The organism is Flavobacterium sp. UBA6135, from assembly GCF_002428305.1.
Classification (GTDB): Bacteria; Bacteroidota; Bacteroidia; order Flavobacteriales; family Flavobacteriaceae; genus Flavobacterium.
The window spans coordinates 29,413-49,379 of sequence record NZ_DIVJ01000027.1 but is presented as its reverse complement, the minus strand read 5'-3'; the positions used below and the strand labels follow the sequence as shown (position 1 = coordinate 49,379).

Annotated in this window: 17 protein-coding genes; 8 read left to right on the top strand and 9 right to left on the bottom strand. The window is 32.2% G+C overall.

The features are described from left to right. Positions 1-45: 45 nt before the first annotated feature. Together B3L86_RS07225 and B3L86_RS07220 are read right to left on the bottom strand one after the other, a co-directional pair. Entirely contained in the window at positions 46-957 is a 912-nt protein-coding gene (locus B3L86_RS07225) for a hypothetical protein (RefSeq protein ID WP_291116959.1), read from the bottom strand. A gap of 214 nt (positions 958-1,171) precedes the next feature. After that, complete coding sequence (locus B3L86_RS07220; RefSeq protein ID WP_291116956.1) at positions 1,172-2,038, bottom strand: bestrophin family protein; 867 nt, start codon at positions 2,036-2,038, stop codon at positions 1,172-1,174. An 85-nt stretch (positions 2,039-2,123) separates the two neighbouring features. On the opposite strand from B3L86_RS07220, the gene B3L86_RS07215 reads away from it, so the two are divergent. Beyond that, complete coding sequence (locus B3L86_RS07215) at positions 2,124-2,735, top strand: trimeric intracellular cation channel family protein (RefSeq protein ID WP_291116953.1); 612 nt, start codon at positions 2,124-2,126, stop codon at positions 2,733-2,735. On the opposite strand, the gene B3L86_RS07210 is transcribed toward B3L86_RS07215, so the two are convergent. Beyond that, the gene (locus B3L86_RS07210) at positions 2,725-4,482 is read right to left on the bottom strand and encodes a gliding motility-associated C-terminal domain-containing protein (protein ID WP_291116950.1); all 1,758 of its coding nucleotides are present in this window, start codon (positions 4,480-4,482) and stop codon (positions 2,725-2,727) included. The genes B3L86_RS07215 and B3L86_RS07210 overlap by 11 nt on opposite strands. A 133-nt stretch (positions 4,483-4,615) precedes the next feature. On the opposite strand from B3L86_RS07210, the gene B3L86_RS07205 reads away from it, so the two are divergent. The 3 genes from B3L86_RS07205 to B3L86_RS07195 are packed head-to-tail and all read left to right on the top strand — an operon-like array spanning position 4,616 to position 7,962. Continuing rightward, complete coding sequence (locus B3L86_RS07205) at positions 4,616-5,593, top strand: GNAT family N-acetyltransferase (protein WP_291116949.1); 978 nt, start codon at positions 4,616-4,618, stop codon at positions 5,591-5,593. Continuing rightward, on the top strand, positions 5,590-6,687 hold the full coding sequence (locus tag B3L86_RS07200; protein ID WP_291116946.1) for a DegT/DnrJ/EryC1/StrS family aminotransferase: 1,098 nt from the start codon (positions 5,590-5,592) through the stop codon (positions 6,685-6,687). Before B3L86_RS07205 ends, B3L86_RS07200 begins: the two co-directional genes overlap by 4 nt. After that, positions 6,688-7,962: an O-antigen translocase gene (locus B3L86_RS07195; protein ID WP_291116943.1), complete on the top strand. Its 1,275-nt coding sequence runs from the start codon at positions 6,688-6,690 to the stop codon at positions 7,960-7,962. On the opposite strand, the gene B3L86_RS07190 is transcribed toward B3L86_RS07195, so the two are convergent. Together B3L86_RS07190 and lysA are read right to left on the bottom strand one after the other, a co-directional pair. Then, positions 7,959-9,374 carry an alkaline phosphatase gene (locus B3L86_RS07190; protein ID WP_291116941.1) on the bottom strand — a complete coding sequence of 472 codons (1,416 nt, stop codon included), beginning with the start codon at positions 9,372-9,374 and terminating at the stop codon, positions 7,959-7,961. The two genes, B3L86_RS07195 and B3L86_RS07190, sit on opposite strands and share 4 nt — an antisense overlap. A 130-nt stretch (positions 9,375-9,504) precedes the next feature. Further along, positions 9,505-10,728 (bottom strand): diaminopimelate decarboxylase, encoded by a 1,224-nt coding sequence (lysA, locus tag B3L86_RS07185; RefSeq protein WP_291116938.1) that lies wholly within the window; start codon positions 10,726-10,728, stop codon positions 9,505-9,507. 252 nt (positions 10,729-10,980) lie between these two features. Between lysA and sucC the strand changes: the two genes are divergently transcribed. Beyond that, a complete protein-coding gene (gene sucC, locus B3L86_RS07180) occupies positions 10,981-12,177 on the top strand; it encodes an ADP-forming succinate--CoA ligase subunit beta (RefSeq protein ID WP_291116935.1) in 1,197 nt (398 codons plus the stop codon). A 68-nt stretch (positions 12,178-12,245) separates the two neighbouring features. Here the strand turns inward: sucC and B3L86_RS07175 are convergent, their stop codons facing one another. Together B3L86_RS07175 and B3L86_RS07170 are read right to left on the bottom strand one after the other, a co-directional pair. Further along, positions 12,246-12,704, bottom strand: a complete 459-nt coding sequence (locus B3L86_RS07175; protein WP_291116932.1) for a DUF1456 family protein — start codon at positions 12,702-12,704, stop codon at positions 12,246-12,248. A gap of 153 nt (positions 12,705-12,857) precedes the next feature. Next, positions 12,858-13,655, bottom strand: a complete 798-nt coding sequence (locus tag B3L86_RS07170; protein WP_291116931.1) for an alpha/beta hydrolase — start codon at positions 13,653-13,655, stop codon at positions 12,858-12,860. Between the two features lie 49 nt (positions 13,656-13,704). Here B3L86_RS07170 and B3L86_RS07165 point away from each other — a divergent pair, with 49 nt between their 5' ends. Next, positions 13,705-14,106 (top strand): TerB family tellurite resistance protein, encoded by a 402-nt coding sequence (locus B3L86_RS07165; protein ID WP_291116929.1) that lies wholly within the window; start codon positions 13,705-13,707, stop codon positions 14,104-14,106. Positions 14,107-14,533: 427 nt separating this feature from the next. Next, positions 14,534-15,295, top strand: coding sequence for a hypothetical protein (locus B3L86_RS07160; protein WP_291116926.1), 762 nt, complete (start codon positions 14,534-14,536; stop codon positions 15,293-15,295). A 250-nt stretch (positions 15,296-15,545) separates the two neighbouring features. On the opposite strand, the gene B3L86_RS07155 is transcribed toward B3L86_RS07160, so the two are convergent. Together B3L86_RS07155 and B3L86_RS07150 are read right to left on the bottom strand one after the other, a co-directional pair. After that, positions 15,546-15,926 carry a Rid family detoxifying hydrolase gene (locus B3L86_RS07155; RefSeq protein WP_291116923.1) on the bottom strand — a complete coding sequence of 127 codons (381 nt, stop codon included), beginning with the start codon at positions 15,924-15,926 and terminating at the stop codon, positions 15,546-15,548. Positions 15,927-15,944: 18 nt separating this feature from the next. Continuing rightward, positions 15,945-18,668 (bottom strand): putative LPS assembly protein LptD, encoded by a 2,724-nt coding sequence (locus B3L86_RS07150; RefSeq protein WP_291116920.1) that lies wholly within the window; start codon positions 18,666-18,668, stop codon positions 15,945-15,947. A gap of 83 nt (positions 18,669-18,751) precedes the next feature. Here B3L86_RS07150 and B3L86_RS07145 point away from each other — a divergent pair, with 83 nt between their 5' ends. Then, entirely contained in the window at positions 18,752-19,942 is a 1,191-nt protein-coding gene (locus B3L86_RS07145; protein ID WP_291116917.1) for an N-acetylmuramoyl-L-alanine amidase family protein, read from the top strand. The last annotated feature ends 25 nt before the right edge of the window (positions 19,943-19,967 follow it).

Here is a 19,967-nt window from a genome sequence, read left to right as displayed (position 1 = left end):
TCTAGTTGTGAGACGGCTTCTTTAATAAAATTGTATGATTTCGTATTAATTACAGTGATTTGCATCAATATAAGAACCAATTGCTGAACCTGCTGCAAAAACAGCAGCATCATAATTTAGAGTGAATGCAGTTCCACCAGCGTTTAAATGATTGAAAACATTTCCTTTAGCTGCAAAATAAGCTTCTATTACATCGGCATGACTTTGAACAGCAGCTTCTACACCACTTAAACGCACAGCTCCTAGTTGGAAAAATGCATTTAACATTACGTTTCCACCCGGACCTCTGTCAATGTTCCAAATTTGGTTTCCTTCAGCTTGAGTATAAGTTACTCCACCAATAGTTAAACCATCAACCCATGAAGCTGATGCTCCATTATTGAATGACCCATTAGCAAAGAAAAATCCTTGTGAAAAAGAACAATATTCTTCTCTTGGACATCCAGGAGCTATAGATACCCCTTGATTACATGAAGTTCCTGCTTTTAACCAAGTAGCAGCATTTGTATATTCGTAATAACCACGATCAAATTTGATAACTAATACCCAAGAAGAAGCTGCTTCAAAATTAACTTTTACAAAGTTAGTTGTAATAGCTTGAGGATCACATCCTGTTCCTGCACCTTCACTTGGTGATAAGTTTGCTGGAGCACCATTAACAGTAGCATAGATAATGTTAACAAATGAAGCACTTTCATCACCACAATTTCCTAAGTCAATAATAAAGTGGCTTAAGTTTTTTGCTTTGTTGTTTGCACGTGTAATGGTGTAAGTCCACAAAGAGCCATCAGCATTAACTTGTACATCTACATTGTAATCTCCTAAATTACTACCAGAATTAGAATTGCCTTTTCCTTTTGCTAATTCATTACCATTTATTGCATCGGTTGCAACATCTTCTGAGCTACAGCTATACAAGCCCAAGGCAAGTATAGTTAAAAAAATCATTTTTTTCATTTAAAAAAAATTAGGGGTTTAAAAAATATTTTTGTGGTATTTGTTAAATTTATTTTTTACTATATAATAACAGTTCAAAATTAGATACGAATAAATTAAAAAAAAATATAATGTGATAAAAACGTTGAAAATAAAGAAATCATCGACAAACTGCATGTTAATAATTATTTACAAAATTAGAATCACTACCTAATAAAAAAGTTTTTTTAAAAAATTAATTTAACAATTCCAAACAATTTTTTTCAATGTTTTTTGCAATCTTTTCAGTTGGTAAATCATTTGGGTCGTCACCAAAAGGGTCTTCTATTTCTTCGGCAATCAATTCTAAACTAGCTAACACATAAAAAATGAATACAACAACCGGAATCACATAATAACCCAATTGAAATACATAACCAAAAGGAAGTGTCAAAACATAAGCAAAAATGAATTTTTTAATAAATGCACTATAAGAATAGGGGATTGGCGTGTTTTTAATTCGTTCGCATGAGCCGCAAACATCAGTAAACGATTGCATTTCGGAATTCAAAATTATTAATTCATCGCCTGATATTTTTTTTTCTTTATACAATTCATTTATTTTTTTAAAAATAGCATGTGCAATTTGATTGGGTTTGTGTTTTTGATGGTCAATTTCTAAATCAACATCTTCAAAGAGTTGCAAACTGACTTCTTTGTTTTTTAAATGTTTTTCTAAAACAGAGGCATAACTCGGAATAATTTTTTTAAAGAAGGCTTTATCTTCAGTATTTTCTAAAATCACACTTAATTTTAAAGCTAAATTTCTACTGGTATTAACTAAATTCCCCCATTGTTTTCTTCCTTCCCACCATCTGTCATAAGCCGTATTGGTTCTGAAAACCAACAAAAGTGAGATCACAAAACCCAACATGCTATGCATTATCGTTATGTTTTTCACATAACTAGTATCAGATAATTGCCAATATTCTAGCTCTAAATAGGCTACGACTCCTGAATAAATTCCGATGAGTAACATTATTGGAAATAGTTTTCGGAAGGTATCTCCTTTGTGGAATTGAAAAATGAAAGTGAACCAATCTTTTGTGTTGTATGAAACCATAGTAATGGATTAAGTTTAAATAATATCTTTGTGAAAGATTAGAATTTTCAAAAGTAGAAATTCTTTTAAATCAGATTACAATTACATGTTTTATTTATTAGATATTATCGGAACAATGGCTTTTGCAATTTCAGGCGTGCTAACAGCATTTCATAAAAAACTGGATCCGTTTGGGGTTTTTATCATTGCTTTTGTGACTGCGGTTGGTGGAGGAACCTTGCGTGATATGTTGATTGGAAGAACTCCTGTGGGATGGATGCAAGATTTGAATTATGTTTATGTGATTATTTTGGGATTTCTTTTAGCCTTGATTTTTAGAAAAAAGTTGGACAAACTCAGAAAATCTTTGTTTTTGTTTGATACTATTGGGTTGGGAGTTTTTACATTAATTGGATTGGAAAAAGGCATTGAAATTGAGTTGCATCCTATAATTTGTATTGCTCTCGGAACCATGACAGCCTGTTTTGGAGGGGTTATTAGAGATATTTTATGCAATGAAATTCCGGTAATTTTCAGACGAGAAATTTATGCCACCATCTGTATCATTGGCGGAATTGTATTTTTTGCCTTAAAGTATTACAAACTTTCGGACGATTTGATTTACTTGATTACGTCTTTAGTAATTATATCCATCCGATTGCTTGCAGTTAAATATAAATGGTATTTACCAACCATCGGAAAAAATGTTATCTCGTAAGATACAAATAGCCCACAAATGGTGCTAAATAATCGGGGTCGTTCAATTCAAGAACATAATAATAAGTTCCTTCGGGAGCATTTGATCCTTGAAAAGATTTTCGTTCGGTTACTTCACCCTGCCAAAAAGGATCGTTATTTCTTCCTATCCATAACAAAACGCCCCATCGGTTATAAACAAAAAGTTCGTAATTCAAAAAAATGTCTTTCAAGCCATCAATAAAAAAGTTGTCATTAAAACCATCATTGTTTGCTGAAACAAAATTGAAAATAGTTGGAGGACAATTTCGGGTTTTTAAATCAAATGAAATTATACTGAAGCAATCCTCATTTTCAATTCGTATATAAATAGTTTTTGGTGTGGGTTGAATCGAATAGTTTGTTGGATTTAAAATTTGATTTTGCAATAAAAAAGCATCATTTTCACTTTCATAAAAAGCAATTGCTACGGGTGAATTGGTGATAAAATCTTCTACATGAGCAGTTAAGTCAAAAGTACCTCTACCTAAACCTTCATTGCAACTATATAAATCGGGGATTGAGATGGTTTCCGGACTAAAAATTAATTCAATAATAATAGCATCGGAATTGTTAGTTTCATCAATTTCAGAAACAATTCCGGTTCCGTTTCCGATATCATCTACCACAAATGTTAGTGTAAATTCACCCTCAATTTCTATTGGAATTTGAATGACAATTGTTCCTGACTCTGAAGCTCCAATCTCGATTACTGTTGTTGTTGCTGTGGTTCCAATTAAAATATTGTTTGCATAAATGGCGATAGGAGTAGCTGTAGGTAAAGGATTTGTGGCTGTTGCTAAATTATAGACAGTATAATCAACAATTATGAATCTCGAATCGCAATTTAAGGTATACGAATCTATTTCAATTACGGCATCGGGAACCTGACTGTTTAGTTTGGTGACCACGGCATTAATCATCACAAAATCCTGACCTGATGTTAAAGCAATTTGAGCACTACTGTCACCCGGTTGAATGTTGTTTTGAATGTCATAAACATCCAAATCCATGTTGTATAAGTTGGTGCTTCCCGTAAAACTATTCGTGCCGTTGAAAGCATTGTTTGCCGGATTCAGAGGTGGATTGCTCAAAACCGATCCGTTGATGGTCAAGGTTTCGTTTACTGCAATGCCAACATCACCTTCCCAAGCGAGAAATCCAATTTTGGCACCAATGTCATCAATTACATTTAGACTACTCAACGTGATTTGAATTTGCTGCGGAACACCTTGAAGTCCGTCATAAACATTAATTTGATTGAGCGGTAAATCATCGTTTTTATAAATAATTATAATGGCCCATCCGGCAAAGTTTGTTTTAACCATAAAATGTTGAGCCAGAAAAGCGGATACATCTAAATCGGAAAAAAGATAGGAACCATTTCCGGTTTCACTCAGATAATCTGTAACATCCACAAAAGCACTAAAATAATCTAAGGTCAAACCACTGCTAATTCTTTGATGGCTAAACGTTCGTTCGGCTTGAAAAGATATGTTGTTTAGTTTTATATCAAAATCTCCGGTGCCGCTTCCGGCCCAATATAAATAGGCTTTTACAATCGAATCGTTTGCTGTTAAGTTTAAAGATGCCTCAGACGAACTTAAAATGTCAGGTTGCGATTGATAGGTATTTTCCATCGGATTTAGTGTGTTTCCGATAAAAGTAAAATCAAACCGGCCGTTAAATTGTTGATACAAAGTAACATCTTGTCCGAATAGCGAACTCATCCAGAAATACGATAGGCAAATAACAAAAATGTTGTATTTTCGTTTCACAGTATAGATTAGGAAAATTGTCCTAAAGATAAGGATATTTATAAATATATTTCATTTCTTTACTTGAGCAACTAAATTTTTAAGTTTGAAAAATATAACGGTAAGAAAATACAATTCTTCTGATTATCAGCAATGGAATACTTTTATTTCAAATGCAAAAAATGCCACTTTTCTTTTTCATCGTGATTTTATGGAATATCATAAAGACCGATTTGAAGACTATTCGTTAATTGTAGAATCCGAAGGTAAATGGCTTTGCGTAGTTCCTGCAAATGCAGCTGAAGACAAAATAATTTCACACCAGGGCTTGACTTATGGCGGATTGGTTTATTCTGAAAAATTAAAGTTGGAAAAAGTGATTTTAATTTTTGAAAAACTTTTAAAATATTTGAACGGACAGCAATTTTTTTCATTTAAAATAAAGTGTTTGCCTTCAATTTATGCGACGCATTTTTCAAATGAAATTGATTATGCATTATTTTTATCAAAAGCTCAGTTAATCAGAAGAGATGCATTAGCCGTTATAGATTTGACAAAACAATTAGTTTATTCTAAAGATAGAAAAGAAGGTGTTAAAAGAGGTGAGAAAAATAAATTAGAAATTAAAGAAGAATTGAATTTTGAACCTTTTTGGAACACCATTTTATTGCCAAATTTAAAACAAAAGCACAACACAAAACCTATTCATTCTCTAGAAGAGATTTCATTGCTAAAACAAAAATTTCCTGAAAAAATAAGACAGTTTTCTGTTTATCATAATAATAAGATTGTTGCCGGAACCACCATTTTTGAAACAAATTTTGTAGCACATTCACAATATATTTCGGGCAACGAACTAAAAAACGAATTGGGAAGTTTGGATTTTTTACACCATTATTTATTTACTACTGTTTATCAAAATAAGAAGTATTTTGATTTTGGAATTTCTAATGAAAATGAAGGAAAGAATGTAAATCAAGGTTTGTCTTATTGGAAAGAAAGTTTTGGTGCTAACACGGTTACTCAAGATTTTTATGAAGTTCCAACTGAAAATTATTCACTCTTAAATGATGTGTTTTTATGATTCCTTTTTATAATTTAAGTCAGATAAACAAGAAATATGAAAATGCTTTTTCTATAAAAGTGGAAAGTGTTTTTGAGAAAGGTTGGTATATTTTAGGGGATGAATTAAAAAGCTTTGAAACCAATTTTGCAACATATTGTGGCACCAATCATTGCATTGGTGTTGGAAACGGATTGGATGCTTTGGTCTTAATTTTAAAAGGATATATTGCTCTCGGAAAATTAAAAAAAGGCGATGAAATTCTTGTTCCTGCAAATACGTTTGTTGCCTCAATTTTAGCCATCCTTCAAGCTGATTTGGTACCTGTTTTGGTTGAGCCTGATCCTGAAACGTTTAACATTGACCCGGAGGAATTAGAAAATAAAATTTCAGTCAGAACAAAAGCCATTATGGTTGTGCATTTATACGGACAAGTTGCTGCGATGGATGCTATAACTAAAATGGCTCATTATCAAAATTTATTAGTTATTGAAGATGCTGCACAAGCTCATGGTGCAATTTTAAACGGAAAACGTGCCGGAAATTTGAGTGATTCCGCTGCTTTTAGTTTTTATCCTGCCAAAAATCTTGGAGCTTTAGGTGATGGTGGAGCTATTACAACAAATGATGATACTCTGGCAGAAGTAATTCGTTCTCTAAGAAATTATGGTTCTGAGGAAAAATATGTATATCAATACCAAGGGATCAACTCCAGATTGGACGAAATTCAAGCGGCTTTTTTAAATTTAAAATTACCTGATTTAGACAGTGATAACAATTTGCGTAGATTGATAGCAAAACGGTATTTGTCTGAAATTAAAAATAATAAAATTAAGTTACCGTTTTATGATGGTTCAGAAAATCATGTGTTTCATTTGTTTGTAATTCAAACAGAAAACCGTGATGAATTAAAAGCATTTTTAGCTTCTAAAAATATTGAAACCGCGATTCATTATCCCATTCCGCCACATTTACAAAAAGGACTTTCTGAATTTAATAATTTGTCATTACCTATAACAGAAAAAATGCACAAAGAGGTTTTGAGTTTGCCAATTAGTCCATTGTTGACGGAAGAAGAAGTGAGTTATGTTATCGAAATTCTAAACAGTTATTAATTGTCACTATTCAATCAAATAAGGCAATCGCAATTATTTAAAGTTTCTTCTTTAAATAGTTTTAGTGTTTTGTTAAAGATTGGAATCGGACTCATTACTTCAAAAGTATTGGCTGTTTTTGTCGGTCCAAGCGGATTGGCTCTTGTGGGTAATATGCGAAATTTTGTTTCGCTTTTTGAAAGTTTTGCAACACTTGGTTTTCAGAATGGAATTATTCGATATGTTGCTTCAAATAAAGATGATAAAGATAAATTAGCTTCCTTTATTTCAACCGCTTTGATTGTTTTAATTGGATTGGCTTTTTTATTGAGTTTGTTGTTGTTTTTTGGAGTAGATTTAATCACATCGCTTTTGTTTGAATCCGGCAGTATTTATAGTATAGCAATAACGGTTTTTGCCATTACTTTACCCTTTCATTCTATTTCTATTTTTTTAATCTCCGTTTTAAACGGTTTAGGAAAATATCAAAAAGTAATCTATACTACCATTATTGGTAATTTACTGGGTTTGTTTTTTACCGTTTTTTTGGTGACAAAATTATACACTTTAGGAGCTTTGTTAGCTATTATTATAACTCCGGCACTATTGTTTGGGGTTACCTTGTATTTTCTAAACAAAGAAATAAAATTACTGCAACTAATTAAATTTCAATTTTTTAATTGGAATAATTTGAACCATTTGTATTCGTTTACAGTAATGGCTCTTTTTACAGCAATTGTGAGTCCGCTAGTGTTTTTAGTTCTTCGAAACTATATCATTGATTCGATTGGATTGTCAGAAGCCGGTTATTGGGAAGCGATGAGTAGAATTGCGACTTATTATTTTATGTTTTTATCAACATTACTCACCGTTTATTTTTTACCAAAATTATCTGAAGCGGTTTCAATAGATCAAACCAAATCTGTTTTTCAAAAGTATTACAAAACTATATTTCCAGTTTTTGTCATGGTTTTGGTTGTAATTTATTTTTTGCGTTTTTTTATTATAAAATTACTTTTTACAGACGAATTTTTGCCCATATCTGACTTGTTTATTTGGCAATTACTTGGAGATCTATTCAAGGCAGCATCCGTAATTTTAGGTTACGAATTTTTTGCTAAAAAATTAACCAAAGCCTATTTGATTACTGAAAGTTTATCGTTTGGATTACTATTGTCATCAAGTTATATCCTTATTCCAAAGTTTGGAATTGAAGGCATTGTGATGGCTCATTCTTTAACTTATGCGTTATATTTTCTTGTATTGTTGGTTTATTTTAGAAAATCATTGGTTTAAAATTTATTTTCAACCTCGGCAGCTTTCAGCATAAAATAATGCAAATCGGTATTTTTGATAAAAGGTTTTAATTCTTGACTTCCCGGTCCAAACATAGCTAATTCAGTATAATCTGCAGAATGATCACTACTTATCCAACCCACAGAAGTTCTTGATTTTTGAACTTGTGCAAAATAGTCAAAAGGTAATTTTTTGTAATTATATAATCCATCATCACCTTTAACTAAACCTTTATAATAGTTTAAAATAGTTTGAGCTTCATCATCATTTGGAACGAAGTTATTGGCAAACTCAATGCGTTCTTTCACTTGTGAAAGTGTTGACTCAGGAGTTAAACCATGTAGAATCCAATCGTTGGTATGTTTGAATTTTTGAACACTATCAAAATTATCATTCACATTTTTTCCGTAAATCAATCCCGGATTTGCATTTCCGTGATCTGTTGTAATAATTACTAAGGTTTCTTCATTCTTTTCAGCAAAATCCATCGCCACTTTAATAGCTTCATCAAATGCCACTTGGTCGTATAACAAACCGGCAATATCATTGGCATGAGCCGCCCAATCTACTTTTCCGGCTTCCACTTGCAATACAAAACCGTTTTTGTGGTTTTTCATTCTATTAATTGCTTTCTGAGTCATTTCTGCCAAAGTAGGTACTGAATTTCCTAAGTCTTTGATGTTTTCGCGGTCAATAGAATAGGGAAGGCCATCATCAAAAAATACTCCTAAAATAGGTTTATCATCTGACGCAGCAAGCATTTCACTTCTTGTTTTTGCCACTTGATAGCCCGCTTTTTGAAAAGCAGCATACATGTCTTTTTTATCTTTTCTGGAATTGGCGTCAAAATATTGTTGACCACCGCCCATCATGATATCAAATTTAATTTCTAAATAACCTTCAGCAATATCGGCTTGACTGTTTCTGCTTTTGCTGTTGACACAAAATCCTGCAGGAGTAGCATGTGTGATTGGAACTGTTGTCACACAACCTGCCATTTTTCCGACTTTTTTGAATTTTTGCCAAATTGGTAAATGTTCTTCACCGTTTATGCCAATGTTTAACGCTCCATTTTTTACTCGAAAACCTCCACCCCACGAAGAACTGGCAGCTGCTGAATCGGTTACAATTGAAGATGCCGAAGCCATATCCATCAGAGCACGAGTTACTTTATTTTCACGATAGAGATTCAACCAATTAGAACCTTTTCCGGTTTTTCTGTCTAAATAAATATCGGCCATGTTTAAAGTTCCGGAACTCATTCCGTCACTAACTAAGAAAATAATATTTTTAGCTTTTTTTCCTTTTTTTACAGGAATATCTAGTGGTTGAGCAACACTTGAAAATGGATTGATTAATGTTGATCCTACGGTGAAAAGTGCTCCGTTTCTAAAAAACTTTCTTCTATTCATGGGGTAAAATTTTTTCAAATATAACTAAAGCAGATGAAGAATTTATAAACTTTAAATTTCCTAACTAAAATTTAATACATAAAAAAAGCCGGAATAGATCCGACTTTTAATTTTGAAAATATATAAACTATTAAATGGCCAAACTCTTTTCAAATTCAAAAACTACTTGTCCACGTAAAATGTCTTCCATAGTTTCTCTTTCACGAATTAAATGTCCTTTACCTTCAAACCAAAGTACTTCTGCAGGTTTGAAGCGGGAGTTATAATTGGATGCCATCGAAAAACAATAAGCTCCTGCATTTCTAAAACACAAAATATCTCCTTCAGTAATTTCGTTGATTCTTCGGTTATTGGCAAAAGTGTCTGTTTCACAAATATATCCAACAACGGAATAAAAACGTTCTTTGCCTTTGGTGTTTGAAATGTTTTCAATTTGATGATAAGAACCATACAACATCGGTCGGATTAAATGATTAAATCCACTATCAACACCAGCAAATACTGTAGAAGTGGTTTGTTTAACCACATTTACTTTGGCTAAAAAATATCCGGCTTCACTCACTAAAAATTTACCCGGTTCAAAAGCTAAAGTTAGCGGACGACCGTATTCTTCTTCGAATTTATTGAAGCGTTTTGATAATTTTTTTCCTAATTCCTCCACATTCGTTTCAATGTCATCTTTTTTATAAGGCACTTTGAAGCCGCTTCCAAAATCAATGAAATCTAATGCTTTAAAATGTCTGGCGGTATCAAACAAAATTTCAGCAGCATATAGAAATACTTCAATGTCTAAAATATCTGAACCGGTATGCATGTGAATTCCGTTGATATGCATATTGGTGTTTTCAACAATTCGAAGCAAATGTGGTAATTGATGAATCGAAATACCAAATTTGCTATCAATGTGTCCTACAGAAATATTAGTATTACCACCAGCCATAACATGAGGGTTGATTCGAATACAAACCGGAACATGTGGATGTTTGGTTCCAAATTGTTCTAAAATAGAAAGATTGTCAATATTGATTTGAACTCCTAAAGCGGCAACCAATTCAATTTCTTCCAACGATACTCCGTTAGGTGTGAAGATTATTCTTTCCGGTTCAAATCCTGCGGCTAAACCAAGTTGAACTTCCTGATAGGAAACCGTATCTAATCCCGAACCCATTGAATGGAACAATTTCAAAATAGAAATGTTTGATAATGCTTTTACAGCATAATTTATTCGTAGTCGATTAACTTTAGAAAACGAACTGGTTAATCGATTATATTGTGATTGAATCTTTTCTGCGTCATAAACATATAATGGACTTCCAAATTCTTCTGTTAAATTGAGCAAATCTTTTGCATTCATACTTTTTCTTTTTTGCAAATGTAGTCTGACTGCAAGAGTTTACAAAATCATTACGTGATAAATAACAAATAATAACAAAATGTTATTAATGTAACTTTTCCAGATTCAACTGTTATATTTGTTAAGTTCGTTAAATAGAATAGTATTCCTTTTCATCTTACTATTTGCAACAATTAATAAAAAAAGGTTAGTCAATTATAAATTAGTTTGCTATTTTTGTGGCACTTTTTAAACAGACAAACGCATTTCATTATGAACATACACGAATACCAAGGAAAAGAGATTTTGGCCAGTTATGGCGTACGAATTCAGAGAGGAATTGTAGCAAACAGTCCAGTTGAAGCAGTAGCTGCAGCAAAACAATTAACAGCAGAAACCGGAACAGGATGGCACGTAATTAAAGCTCAAGTTCACGCTGGTGGACGTGGAAAAGGTGGTGGCGTGAAGTTGGCTAAAAACTTGCAACAAGTGGAGGAAATTGCAGAGCAAATTATTGGGATGCAATTGATTACGCCACAAACTTCTGCTGAAGGGAAAAAAGTTCACAAAGTTTTAATTGCTGAAGATGTCTATTATCCAGGAGAAAGTGAAACTTCAGAATTTTATATGTCCGTTTTATTAAATCGTGCAACGGGTAGAAATATGATTATGTATTCTACAGAAGGTGGAATGGATATTGAGGAAGTTGCAGAACACACACCACATTTAATTTTTACTGAAGAAATTGATCCAACTGTTGGTTTACAAGGATTTCAAGCAAGAAGAATTGCTTTTAATTTTGGTCTTTCGGGAACTGCTTTTAAAGAAATGGTGAAATTTGTTGATAGTTTATACAACGCTTACATTGGTTCAGATGCTTCGATGTTTGAAATCAATCCGGTTTTGAAAACTTCAGATAATAAAATCATGGCTGTTGATGCTAAAGTAAACATTGATGACAATGCACTTTACAGACAAGCTAAAATTGCTGATATGCGTGATGTTCGTGAAGAAAATCCAATTGAAGTAGAAGCAAAAGAAGTAGGTTTAAATTATGTTGACCTTGACGGAACTGTAGGTTGTATGGTTAATGGTGCCGGATTAGCAATGGCTACAATGGACTTAATTAAATATGCAGGTTATGAGCCGGCAAACTTCCTTGACGTAGGTGGAACAGCTGATGCAAAACGTGTGGAAACTGCTTTTAGAATCATCTTAAAAGATCCAAACGTTGAGGCTATTTTAATCAATATTTTTGGTGGAATTGTTCGTTGTGACCGTGTGGCTCAAGGTGTAGTTGATGCTTATAAAAACATGGGCGACGCTATTAAAGTGCCAATCATTGTTCGTTTACAAGGAACAAACGCTGAAATTGCAAAAGAATTGATTGACAATTCGGGAATGCCAATTTTATCAGCAGTTCAGTTTCAAGAAGCAGCAGATCAAGTGAAAGCGGCTTTATCTAAATAAATTAACAGAATCAATAGATGATATAAAAAATCCTGAGTGAATGCTCAGGATTTTTTTATTAAGGATATTTATTTCTTTTTTGGTTTACCGTTGTTAAATTTCACTTTCTCAACAATCTCTATTTTCTTCTCCGGTTTTTTCTCCCGAGATTTCGGATTGGAAGCAGGTTTTTTCTTGAATGCCGGTTTTTGACCTGTATTTGATTTTACAAACGGTTTTTTATCTTCTTGCTTCTTTTCTTTATTTTCTGTTCTCTCACCACCATCAGCTTTATGACTTTTAATGACATCAATTGGATTTTTTGGGTTTTCTTTTGTGCCACGTAAATGAATGACTAATCCGTTTAAAAAATTACGCAAAACCTGATCACCACATTCCATAAAATTGGGATGGTCTTCATTGCGAAAGAACGCTCCTAATTCTGCTTTTGAAATTCTGAAATCTACTAATTGCATGATTTCTACGATTTGGTCGTCACGCAATTGTAAGGCGACACGTAGTTTTTTGAAGATATCGTTGTTGTTCATATTTTTGAGGTGCTGAGTTACTGAGTTACTGAGTTACTGAGTTTTTTAAATTTTTTGTAAATGTACGAAGTTAAAAGTATTTCAAACACATATTCACAGAAAACCCGCATCAAGTGACCCGCAACTCGTAACCTGCAACATGTAACTTTCTAACTATTTCAATAGCCACAAAACAGCTTCACCAAATTGTTGGCTCCACATTTTTTCGTTATGTCGTCCCTCTTTTATAATTACTTCCTTTGTTAAATGTTTGCAATCAGAACGGTTTTCAGATAGTATCTTAGTCATTCGTTCCATGTCAGAAACCATGTCTTCGCTTTCACTATCACCACATAGAAAATAAAGTTTGGCCTTCGATTTTTTAGCCTTCTTTGCGTAGTCAAAAATATCTTTTGTAAACCAAAAAGAAGGGGAAAAGACACCTGCATTGCCAAATACTTTCGGATATTTTAAAACGGCATAAAACGAAACCAAACCACCCAAAGAACTACCAAAAATTGTGGTGTGTTTGGCTTTCGTTTTGGTTCTATATTTTAAATCTACTTGTGGTTTTAAGGTTGAAACAATAAAATCTAAATAAGCATCAGCATTTCCACCGCTGTATTCTTCATGTTTGAAAGGCGTTAGTTCATCCAGTCGTTTGTCATTTCCATGTTCGATACCAATCACAATGACCTTTAATTTTAAACTATCTAAAGTTTCATCAACTTTCCATTCACCGGCATACGAAGTTTTGGCATCAAATAAATTCTGGGCATCATGCATGTAAATTACCGGATAACTTTCACTTGATTTTTCATAACCCAACGGAAGATATACCCATATTTTTTTAGTTACTTTTAGTTGTGGAGCTTCAATATCAAAAGTAGTATAGCGTTTTTGTCCAAACACCTTTTGACTGAATAGAACGAGTAGTACAAAAACGATAATTAGGGAGAAAATTACTTTCATTGTTTGAAAAATTATTTGAAAAAACTAAATTAGCCAAAAATAAGGTTTTATGATTACCTATAAAGAAAAATTAAGTTTAATTGGCGATATGATTGAACTGTCAAAAGTTGATGGTAAATTACACGAAAGAGAATACGAATTTATCAAAATGGTAGCCGATGATTTGAAAGTTCGAGATACTGATTTTGATGAATTGTTTAAAATTCCGAATGAACTTTTGGTATTTAAATCAGAATTTAAACGCATTGAACATTTTTATCGTTTGGCGTTACTTTCACATTGTGACAATCATCACCACGATAGAGAACATGAATTTCTGTATCAATTGGGCTTGAAATTGGGTTTAAATCCATTCTCAATCAAACGCGTTTTACATGAAATGGAAAAATCACCTACGCGAATGGTGGAAGCTGATTTATTGTTTGGTATTTTTAAGGAGCAACATAATTAGTAATTAATGCGAAGCAATGGTTGAAAAAAAATAAAAAAAGTAATATTTTTCATGTTATATAGGTAAACGGTTTGATAATAATTATTTTTAAGGTTTTTGTCACGATTTTTTAAGTATGTGTTTAACAAATAGTCAATTTGATAGTTATTATCAGACATTATATTTAAACCTTGAATAATTATAATTTAAGAGTAGTCACTTTTATTTTAGGCGTTTCTTTTATTAATAATTAAGTAATGAACACTAGATTGTTAATTACTATTCGATACTCTAGTAGTAAATATGTTAAAATTAACTACTTTTATACTACCAAAACAGCAAATTTTCCTGAACAGAAAATGAGGCATACCTCTTTTTTTAATCCGGTTTTAAATTAATTACAATAAGTTCTAATGTAATCAGTTTGTAAACTTAATAGTCATCAATTATGAGAAAAATTGCAACTTTATTATATCTTTTTATTTTCTTTTTCAGTTGTGAAAGTAGTATAAAAAAACAAGCTGCTGTAGTATTAATTCCTGAGGTATCCCCAGCAGAATTGACTTTGTCGTGTTATGAAATGTTGGATGTTGATTCATTCGTCAAGTTAAGAGTAACAAAAGTAACCGATTCTATATTTGGCTATTTAAACTATTCCTTGGCAGGAAAAGATAAAAACACTGGTACTATTAAAGGTGTTATACAAGGTGACGTTTTTTATGGTGTCTTTGATTTTTTATCAGAAGGAATTTCGAGCAGTAGGGAAGTAGCTTTTAAAATTCAGGAAGGCTCATTGATTGAAGGATTTGGTGATCTTGAAATGTACGGCAATCAAGCAAAATTTAAAAACAAAGCACTACTAACTTTTGCAGAATCCATTGTTTTACAACAAGTGATTTGTAATGAATCAGAATGTTTGGAGGACTTTGGCTTCAAAAAATCCATATTAAGAGATAGTTGCATCAACGTTAGTGGGTTAACACCAAGATTAAATCGATTAGAGAATGGAGCTATGGTTAACGGTGATCCTGCCTATGTTATTTTTTCAAAAGATTTAGTAACCGCTGAAGTTTTTTTTCCGAAAGAAAAAGAAGGATTTGTGTTAACAAAAGGCAAAGATGGTAGTTGGACTAATGAAGCGTATCAGTTAATTGCATGGAAAGGATTTGTGTTACAAAAAGATGGCACACCAATATTTGGCGGTCAATAAACTAATTTTTTTTTTAAAATTTTTCAGGTAATTTTTCAGCGACTTTTACGTCTTTTCTAAAATTTTTATTTATGATTTCATGATGAAATGTACTTCAATAAATGAATATATAAATTTTAATATCTTACAGCTCTTTATTCAAATCCACAAAGGTGTATTTTTTAGAAAATACAGAGTATTGTTTATTAGAAAGAACTAAAAAGCGAATTAATTTTAATTTAAATCTCAATAAAAAAATTAATATTAGCAACTATTTCACAGCAATCATAGAAATTTCCACGTTGACAAACTTAGGTAATGCACTTACTGCAACTGTCTCTCTTGCCGGAGCTGTTTTCTCCTCAATATATTTTGCGTAAACGCTGTTTACCAATGAAAAGTTATGCATATCATTTAAAAAAATGGATGTTTTGACAACATTTTCAAAAGTCATTTCTGCTGCATTTAAAATGGCTTTTAAATTTTGCATTACCTGATTGGTTTCGTTTTCTATTGAATCTAAGACCATTTCGTTAGTTTCTGGATTGATGGCAATTTGTCCTGAAATGAAAAGTATGTTACCATTTAAAATTGCTTGATTGTATGGGCCGATAGGAGCAGGAGCTTTTGTAGTTTTTATTACTTTTTTCATAATATTCAAGTTTTTAAATTATCGTAAAACGCGATCTGGTAAAGAACGTTTGTCATGTTTAATATCTCTAAATACTGCAGATTTTACGCCAATATAAAATCCCCAATAAGCATTTGTTCCATAGGGAGACCAGTTAAAATCCATTCGCCAACTCAATAAATCCCTTTCAAAACGAAATTGAGTAAAGGTAACACCTTTTTGGACGAAGTCATATCCTGAGGAGACACCCATTTTCCAACGCGGGGTGATATCAATATTTCCTGAAATCATCAATGAATTTCCGGTTATTCTACTTTCTCTATTAACGTTACTATAGGTTAATGAATATGCTAAAGTTAAATCCCACGGCATAATGGCATTAAAAAATTCAGTTAATTTACTATCTGAACTATCATCTGAATCAGTTTGGTTTCTCCTTCGATCAGTAAAATCTATATTGGTACCAAATAAATCATCTTCACGGCCTCCATTTTTAGCACCTTGATCATTGTTACTTTTGTCAGCACCTTTTTTATCACTAGAACTAAAAGAATAATTTAGTGTCATGTTAGCACTTGTCATTCTAAATAAACTACCACCATTATCGATATTGAATGTGTTTATTCTTTTACCTGTATTTGTTATTGCATATGGGTCTAGGGTTGTTGCGAAATTAACTGCCATTTTGTTGTCGAATAAATTGGTGCCGCCACTAATCCTCAATGGTGACCAACTTAATGAATCTGCAGCAATATTATAACTTGTTGATAAATTTAAATTGCTTAATAACATGATTTTCTTAGGTTCAGTTAGTGTGGTATCTTTGTCAGTAATTTTAGCTTCAAATGAATTACCTATGTTAAATCCAATATTATTAGAATTATTTTTACCTGGTGAGCCAAAAATACCTTGTTCAAACCTTGTAAATTCTTGCATTCTACCAGAGGCATCCATAGCATAAGTATCATAATACTTTTCAAAACTTGGGGTGAAATTATACGAAACAGATGGTCTGACAGTATGACGAATAGACTGAATTTTTTTGTTGTCTCCAAAATTGAAAGTTCCATAAAATGTTGTACCTAAACTTGAATTGAAATCATAAGTTCTATAGGAATCAAATCCATTGACTTCCGTAGTTATTACACGGTTTAAATCAGAGTCAAATTCTTTATCAATTGTTTTGAAATACCAAACTTCATTATAATTTGAACCTGCGGATAGACTAAAATGTTTAAAAATTTTAAAATTTGTAGATAATGGAATACTATGTTGAAAACCATTTCTTGCCTCTTTAAACATTTCTGACTTAAAAAATAATGAATCAGTAGTTCTTATTCTGTTTTCTCCTCTAATGTTATATTGAAAGTTAATATTCTTTATAATCCCTTTTTTAATACCATCCTTTGGAGCAAACGGGAAAATTCTGTCAACACTTGCCTGAAAAGTCGGCAACGTCATGTTGATTTCTTGTGTGTTTGTGTTTTGATTGTGTGTTGCTGTAAGAGATAAATTTACTTGTGGTGTACTATTAAAGGTTTTAGAATAAGAAACTGAAGAACTTAGGTTGTTGTTTAAGTTGGATCCAATATTGATTTGATTTAGTGATTGTTGGTAATATCTACTACTACCTAAGTTTACTGAGGCTGAGAATCTTGAACTTGGATTTGCTTTTGAATCTTGAGAATGTGACCATTGAATATTGTAAATATTTGATTTAGAATAATCAGGAAAGCCTCTCTCGCTTTGAATCAGGTTTTCAAATCTAATATTAAAACTTCCTATAAATCTGTATTTAAGAGCATAGGAACTTTGAAATCGAAGACCATAACTTCCATTTGTGTAATAATCTCCTAAAATAGCCAGGTCATAATAATCACTCAATGCTAGATAGAGTCCGCCATTTTGCAACGAATAACCTTGACGTCTTGTGTCTTGAAATGCAGGAACAATAATTCCGGATTGACTTTTGTCAGACATAGGAAAAAAAGCAAAAGGTAAAAAAAGAGGAGTTGGGACATTAGCGATATACATATTGGTAAAACCGGTTACCACTTTTTTTCCAGGAACAAGTTTTATTTTCCTTGATAAAAAATAATATTCAGGATCGTCAATGTCACTAGAAGTTGTTATTCTTGCATTTTTGATAAAATAAACAGAATCGTTTTCTTTTTTACTGATTTCTCCTTTTAGTTTTATATCGCCTTGTTCGGTTCTTGAATTCCAAATCAAGGCCTTTTTTGTTTTATAATTAAATCGAATGGAATCGGGTTCAACAATATTACTTCCCTGTTTGAATTTTGGATACTGTGTGTAAGTACCTGTTGAATCTTTTATCCTACCGGCATAAACTTCGTTCTTTTCGTAGTTCATAACAATAATTCCGGACTGTAACTCAATGTCTTGATAATACAATTCTGCTTGATCATATAATGTAATCATTTTATTTTTTTGATCAATCTTTGTATAATCAATGGCTTTATATTTAATCTTACCTTCTAAAAGTGCTTTTTTAAACGTTTCAGGAAGTGAATCTTTTTTTATAGTATCAGCAATAATAATATCAATTTCTTTCACAGGAACTATGCTATCTGTCTTGTTTTCAGGGCTTACTATCAAAGGCTTTTTGGGTAGATCTTGAGCCATTGCGTGAAAACTTCCGATTGTTAGGAAAAATGCTGATAAAACGATATGAAATAAGTTTGTACGCAAATGTTTTAATGCTATTTTTGTAAAAATGTGGCTCAGTTTTTGAAATGCCAAACTTACATATAATTTTTGGCCAAAATTAAGTAAATAATAAAATTATCGATACAGAGTTTTTATTAAAATTAACTTTTAAACCTATGCAATTGCTTCAACATACCAAATATTTCATTTTTACAGTTTTTTTGTTAACGTCATCTGTACTTTTCAGTCAGACCAATCCAAAGTTTAAAATTGTTTTGGATGCCGGCCATGGGGGTAAAGATTTTGGTGCTATTCATCATGGTTTTGTAGAAAAAACAATAGCCTTAAATGTAACACTTAAAGTTGGAAAACTATTAGAAAAATATAACGACTTAAATATTCTTTATACCAGAAAAACAGATGTTTTTATTGAACTTACTGAAAGAGCTCATATTGCCAACAAAGCTCATGCTGATTTGTTTGTTTCCATTCACTGTAATGGCGTTAAGAGTTATGAACCATCTGGAACAGAGACTTTTGTAATGGGTTTAACTCGAAATGCAACCAATCTTGAAGTAGCAAAAAAGGAAAACAGTGTAATTACATTAGAAGCCGATTATAAAGTGAAATATGCCGGTTTTGATCCTAACAATCCCGAAACTTTAATTGGATTAAAAATTATTCAAGAAGAAAATTTATACCAAAGCATCACTTTGGCCAGTAAAATTCAAGATAACTTTACGAATGAACTCAATCGAAAAAATAGAGGTGTTAAACAAGCACCAATTTGGGTTTTAGATGCAACTGTAATGCCAGGAGTTTTAATAGAACTCGGATTTCTTTCCAATAAAATTGAAGGTGCTTATCTTAACACTGAAAAAGGACAAGATGAATTGGCAAAAGCAATTGCAGATGGTATTTTAAGTTATAAGAAAGAATACTTTGGTACTGCCTCCGTTCCATCAACTCCTGAGAAACCTGTAAAACAAGTTGTTGAAAAAGAAAATGTTTCCGTAGCAAAACAAGAACCACAAAAAACCACTCCTGAAGTAAAAGAAATTAAAGAAGCTAGAGTAACTACGCCGGTAGCTAAGACTTTTGAGGACAATGCTGTAGTTTTTAAAGTTCAAATTTCGGCAAGTGGTAAATTATTGGAAGCAACTCCAGGCAACTTTAAAGGATTACAACCCATTTCTATTTTTGAAGAAGGCGGTTTGTATAAATATTATTTTCAAGCGACTACTAGTTATAGTGAAGCTCAGCAATTTGTAAAGGAGGCTAAAGAAAAAGGCTATGAAGCTGCTTTTATTGTATCTTTTAAAGAAGGCAAGAAAATAAAATTAGAAGAAAGTATGAAGAAAAATTAATTATTAAACTAATTTTGCTTAAAAC

Coding starts and splice junctions, on each gene's coding strand:
- B3L86_RS07145 (WP_291116917.1), top strand. CDS start 18,752: ATGCAATTGCTTCAACATACCAAATATTTCATTTTTACAGTTTTTTTG.
- B3L86_RS07215 (WP_291116953.1), top strand. CDS start 2,124: ATGTTTTATTTATTAGATATTATCGGAACAATGGCTTTTGCAATTTCA.
- B3L86_RS07220 (WP_291116956.1), bottom strand. CDS start 2,038: ATGGTTTCATACAACACAAAAGATTGGTTCACTTTCATTTTTCAATTC.
- B3L86_RS07175 (WP_291116932.1), bottom strand. CDS start 12,704: ATGAACAACAACGATATCTTCAAAAAACTACGTGTCGCCTTACAATTG.
- B3L86_RS07210 (WP_291116950.1), bottom strand. CDS start 4,482: ATGAGTTCGCTATTCGGACAAGATGTTACTTTGTATCAACAATTTAAC.
- B3L86_RS07200 (WP_291116946.1), top strand. CDS start 5,590: ATGATTCCTTTTTATAATTTAAGTCAGATAAACAAGAAATATGAAAAT.
- B3L86_RS07190 (WP_291116941.1), bottom strand. CDS start 9,374: ATGAATAGAAGAAAGTTTTTTAGAAACGGAGCACTTTTCACCGTAGGA.
- B3L86_RS07170 (WP_291116931.1), bottom strand. CDS start 13,655: ATGAAAGTAATTTTCTCCCTAATTATCGTTTTTGTACTACTCGTTCTA.
- B3L86_RS07155 (WP_291116923.1), bottom strand. CDS start 15,926: ATGAAAAAAGTAATAAAAACTACAAAAGCTCCTGCTCCTATCGGCCCA.
- B3L86_RS07225 (WP_291116959.1), bottom strand. CDS start 957: ATGAAAAAAATGATTTTTTTAACTATACTTGCCTTGGGCTTGTATAGC.
- lysA (WP_291116938.1), bottom strand. CDS start 10,728: ATGAATGCAAAAGATTTGCTCAATTTAACAGAAGAATTTGGAAGTCCA.
- sucC (WP_291116935.1), top strand. CDS start 10,981: ATGAACATACACGAATACCAAGGAAAAGAGATTTTGGCCAGTTATGGC.
- B3L86_RS07160 (WP_291116926.1), top strand. CDS start 14,534: ATGAGAAAAATTGCAACTTTATTATATCTTTTTATTTTCTTTTTCAGT.
- B3L86_RS07165 (WP_291116929.1), top strand. CDS start 13,705: ATGATTACCTATAAAGAAAAATTAAGTTTAATTGGCGATATGATTGAA.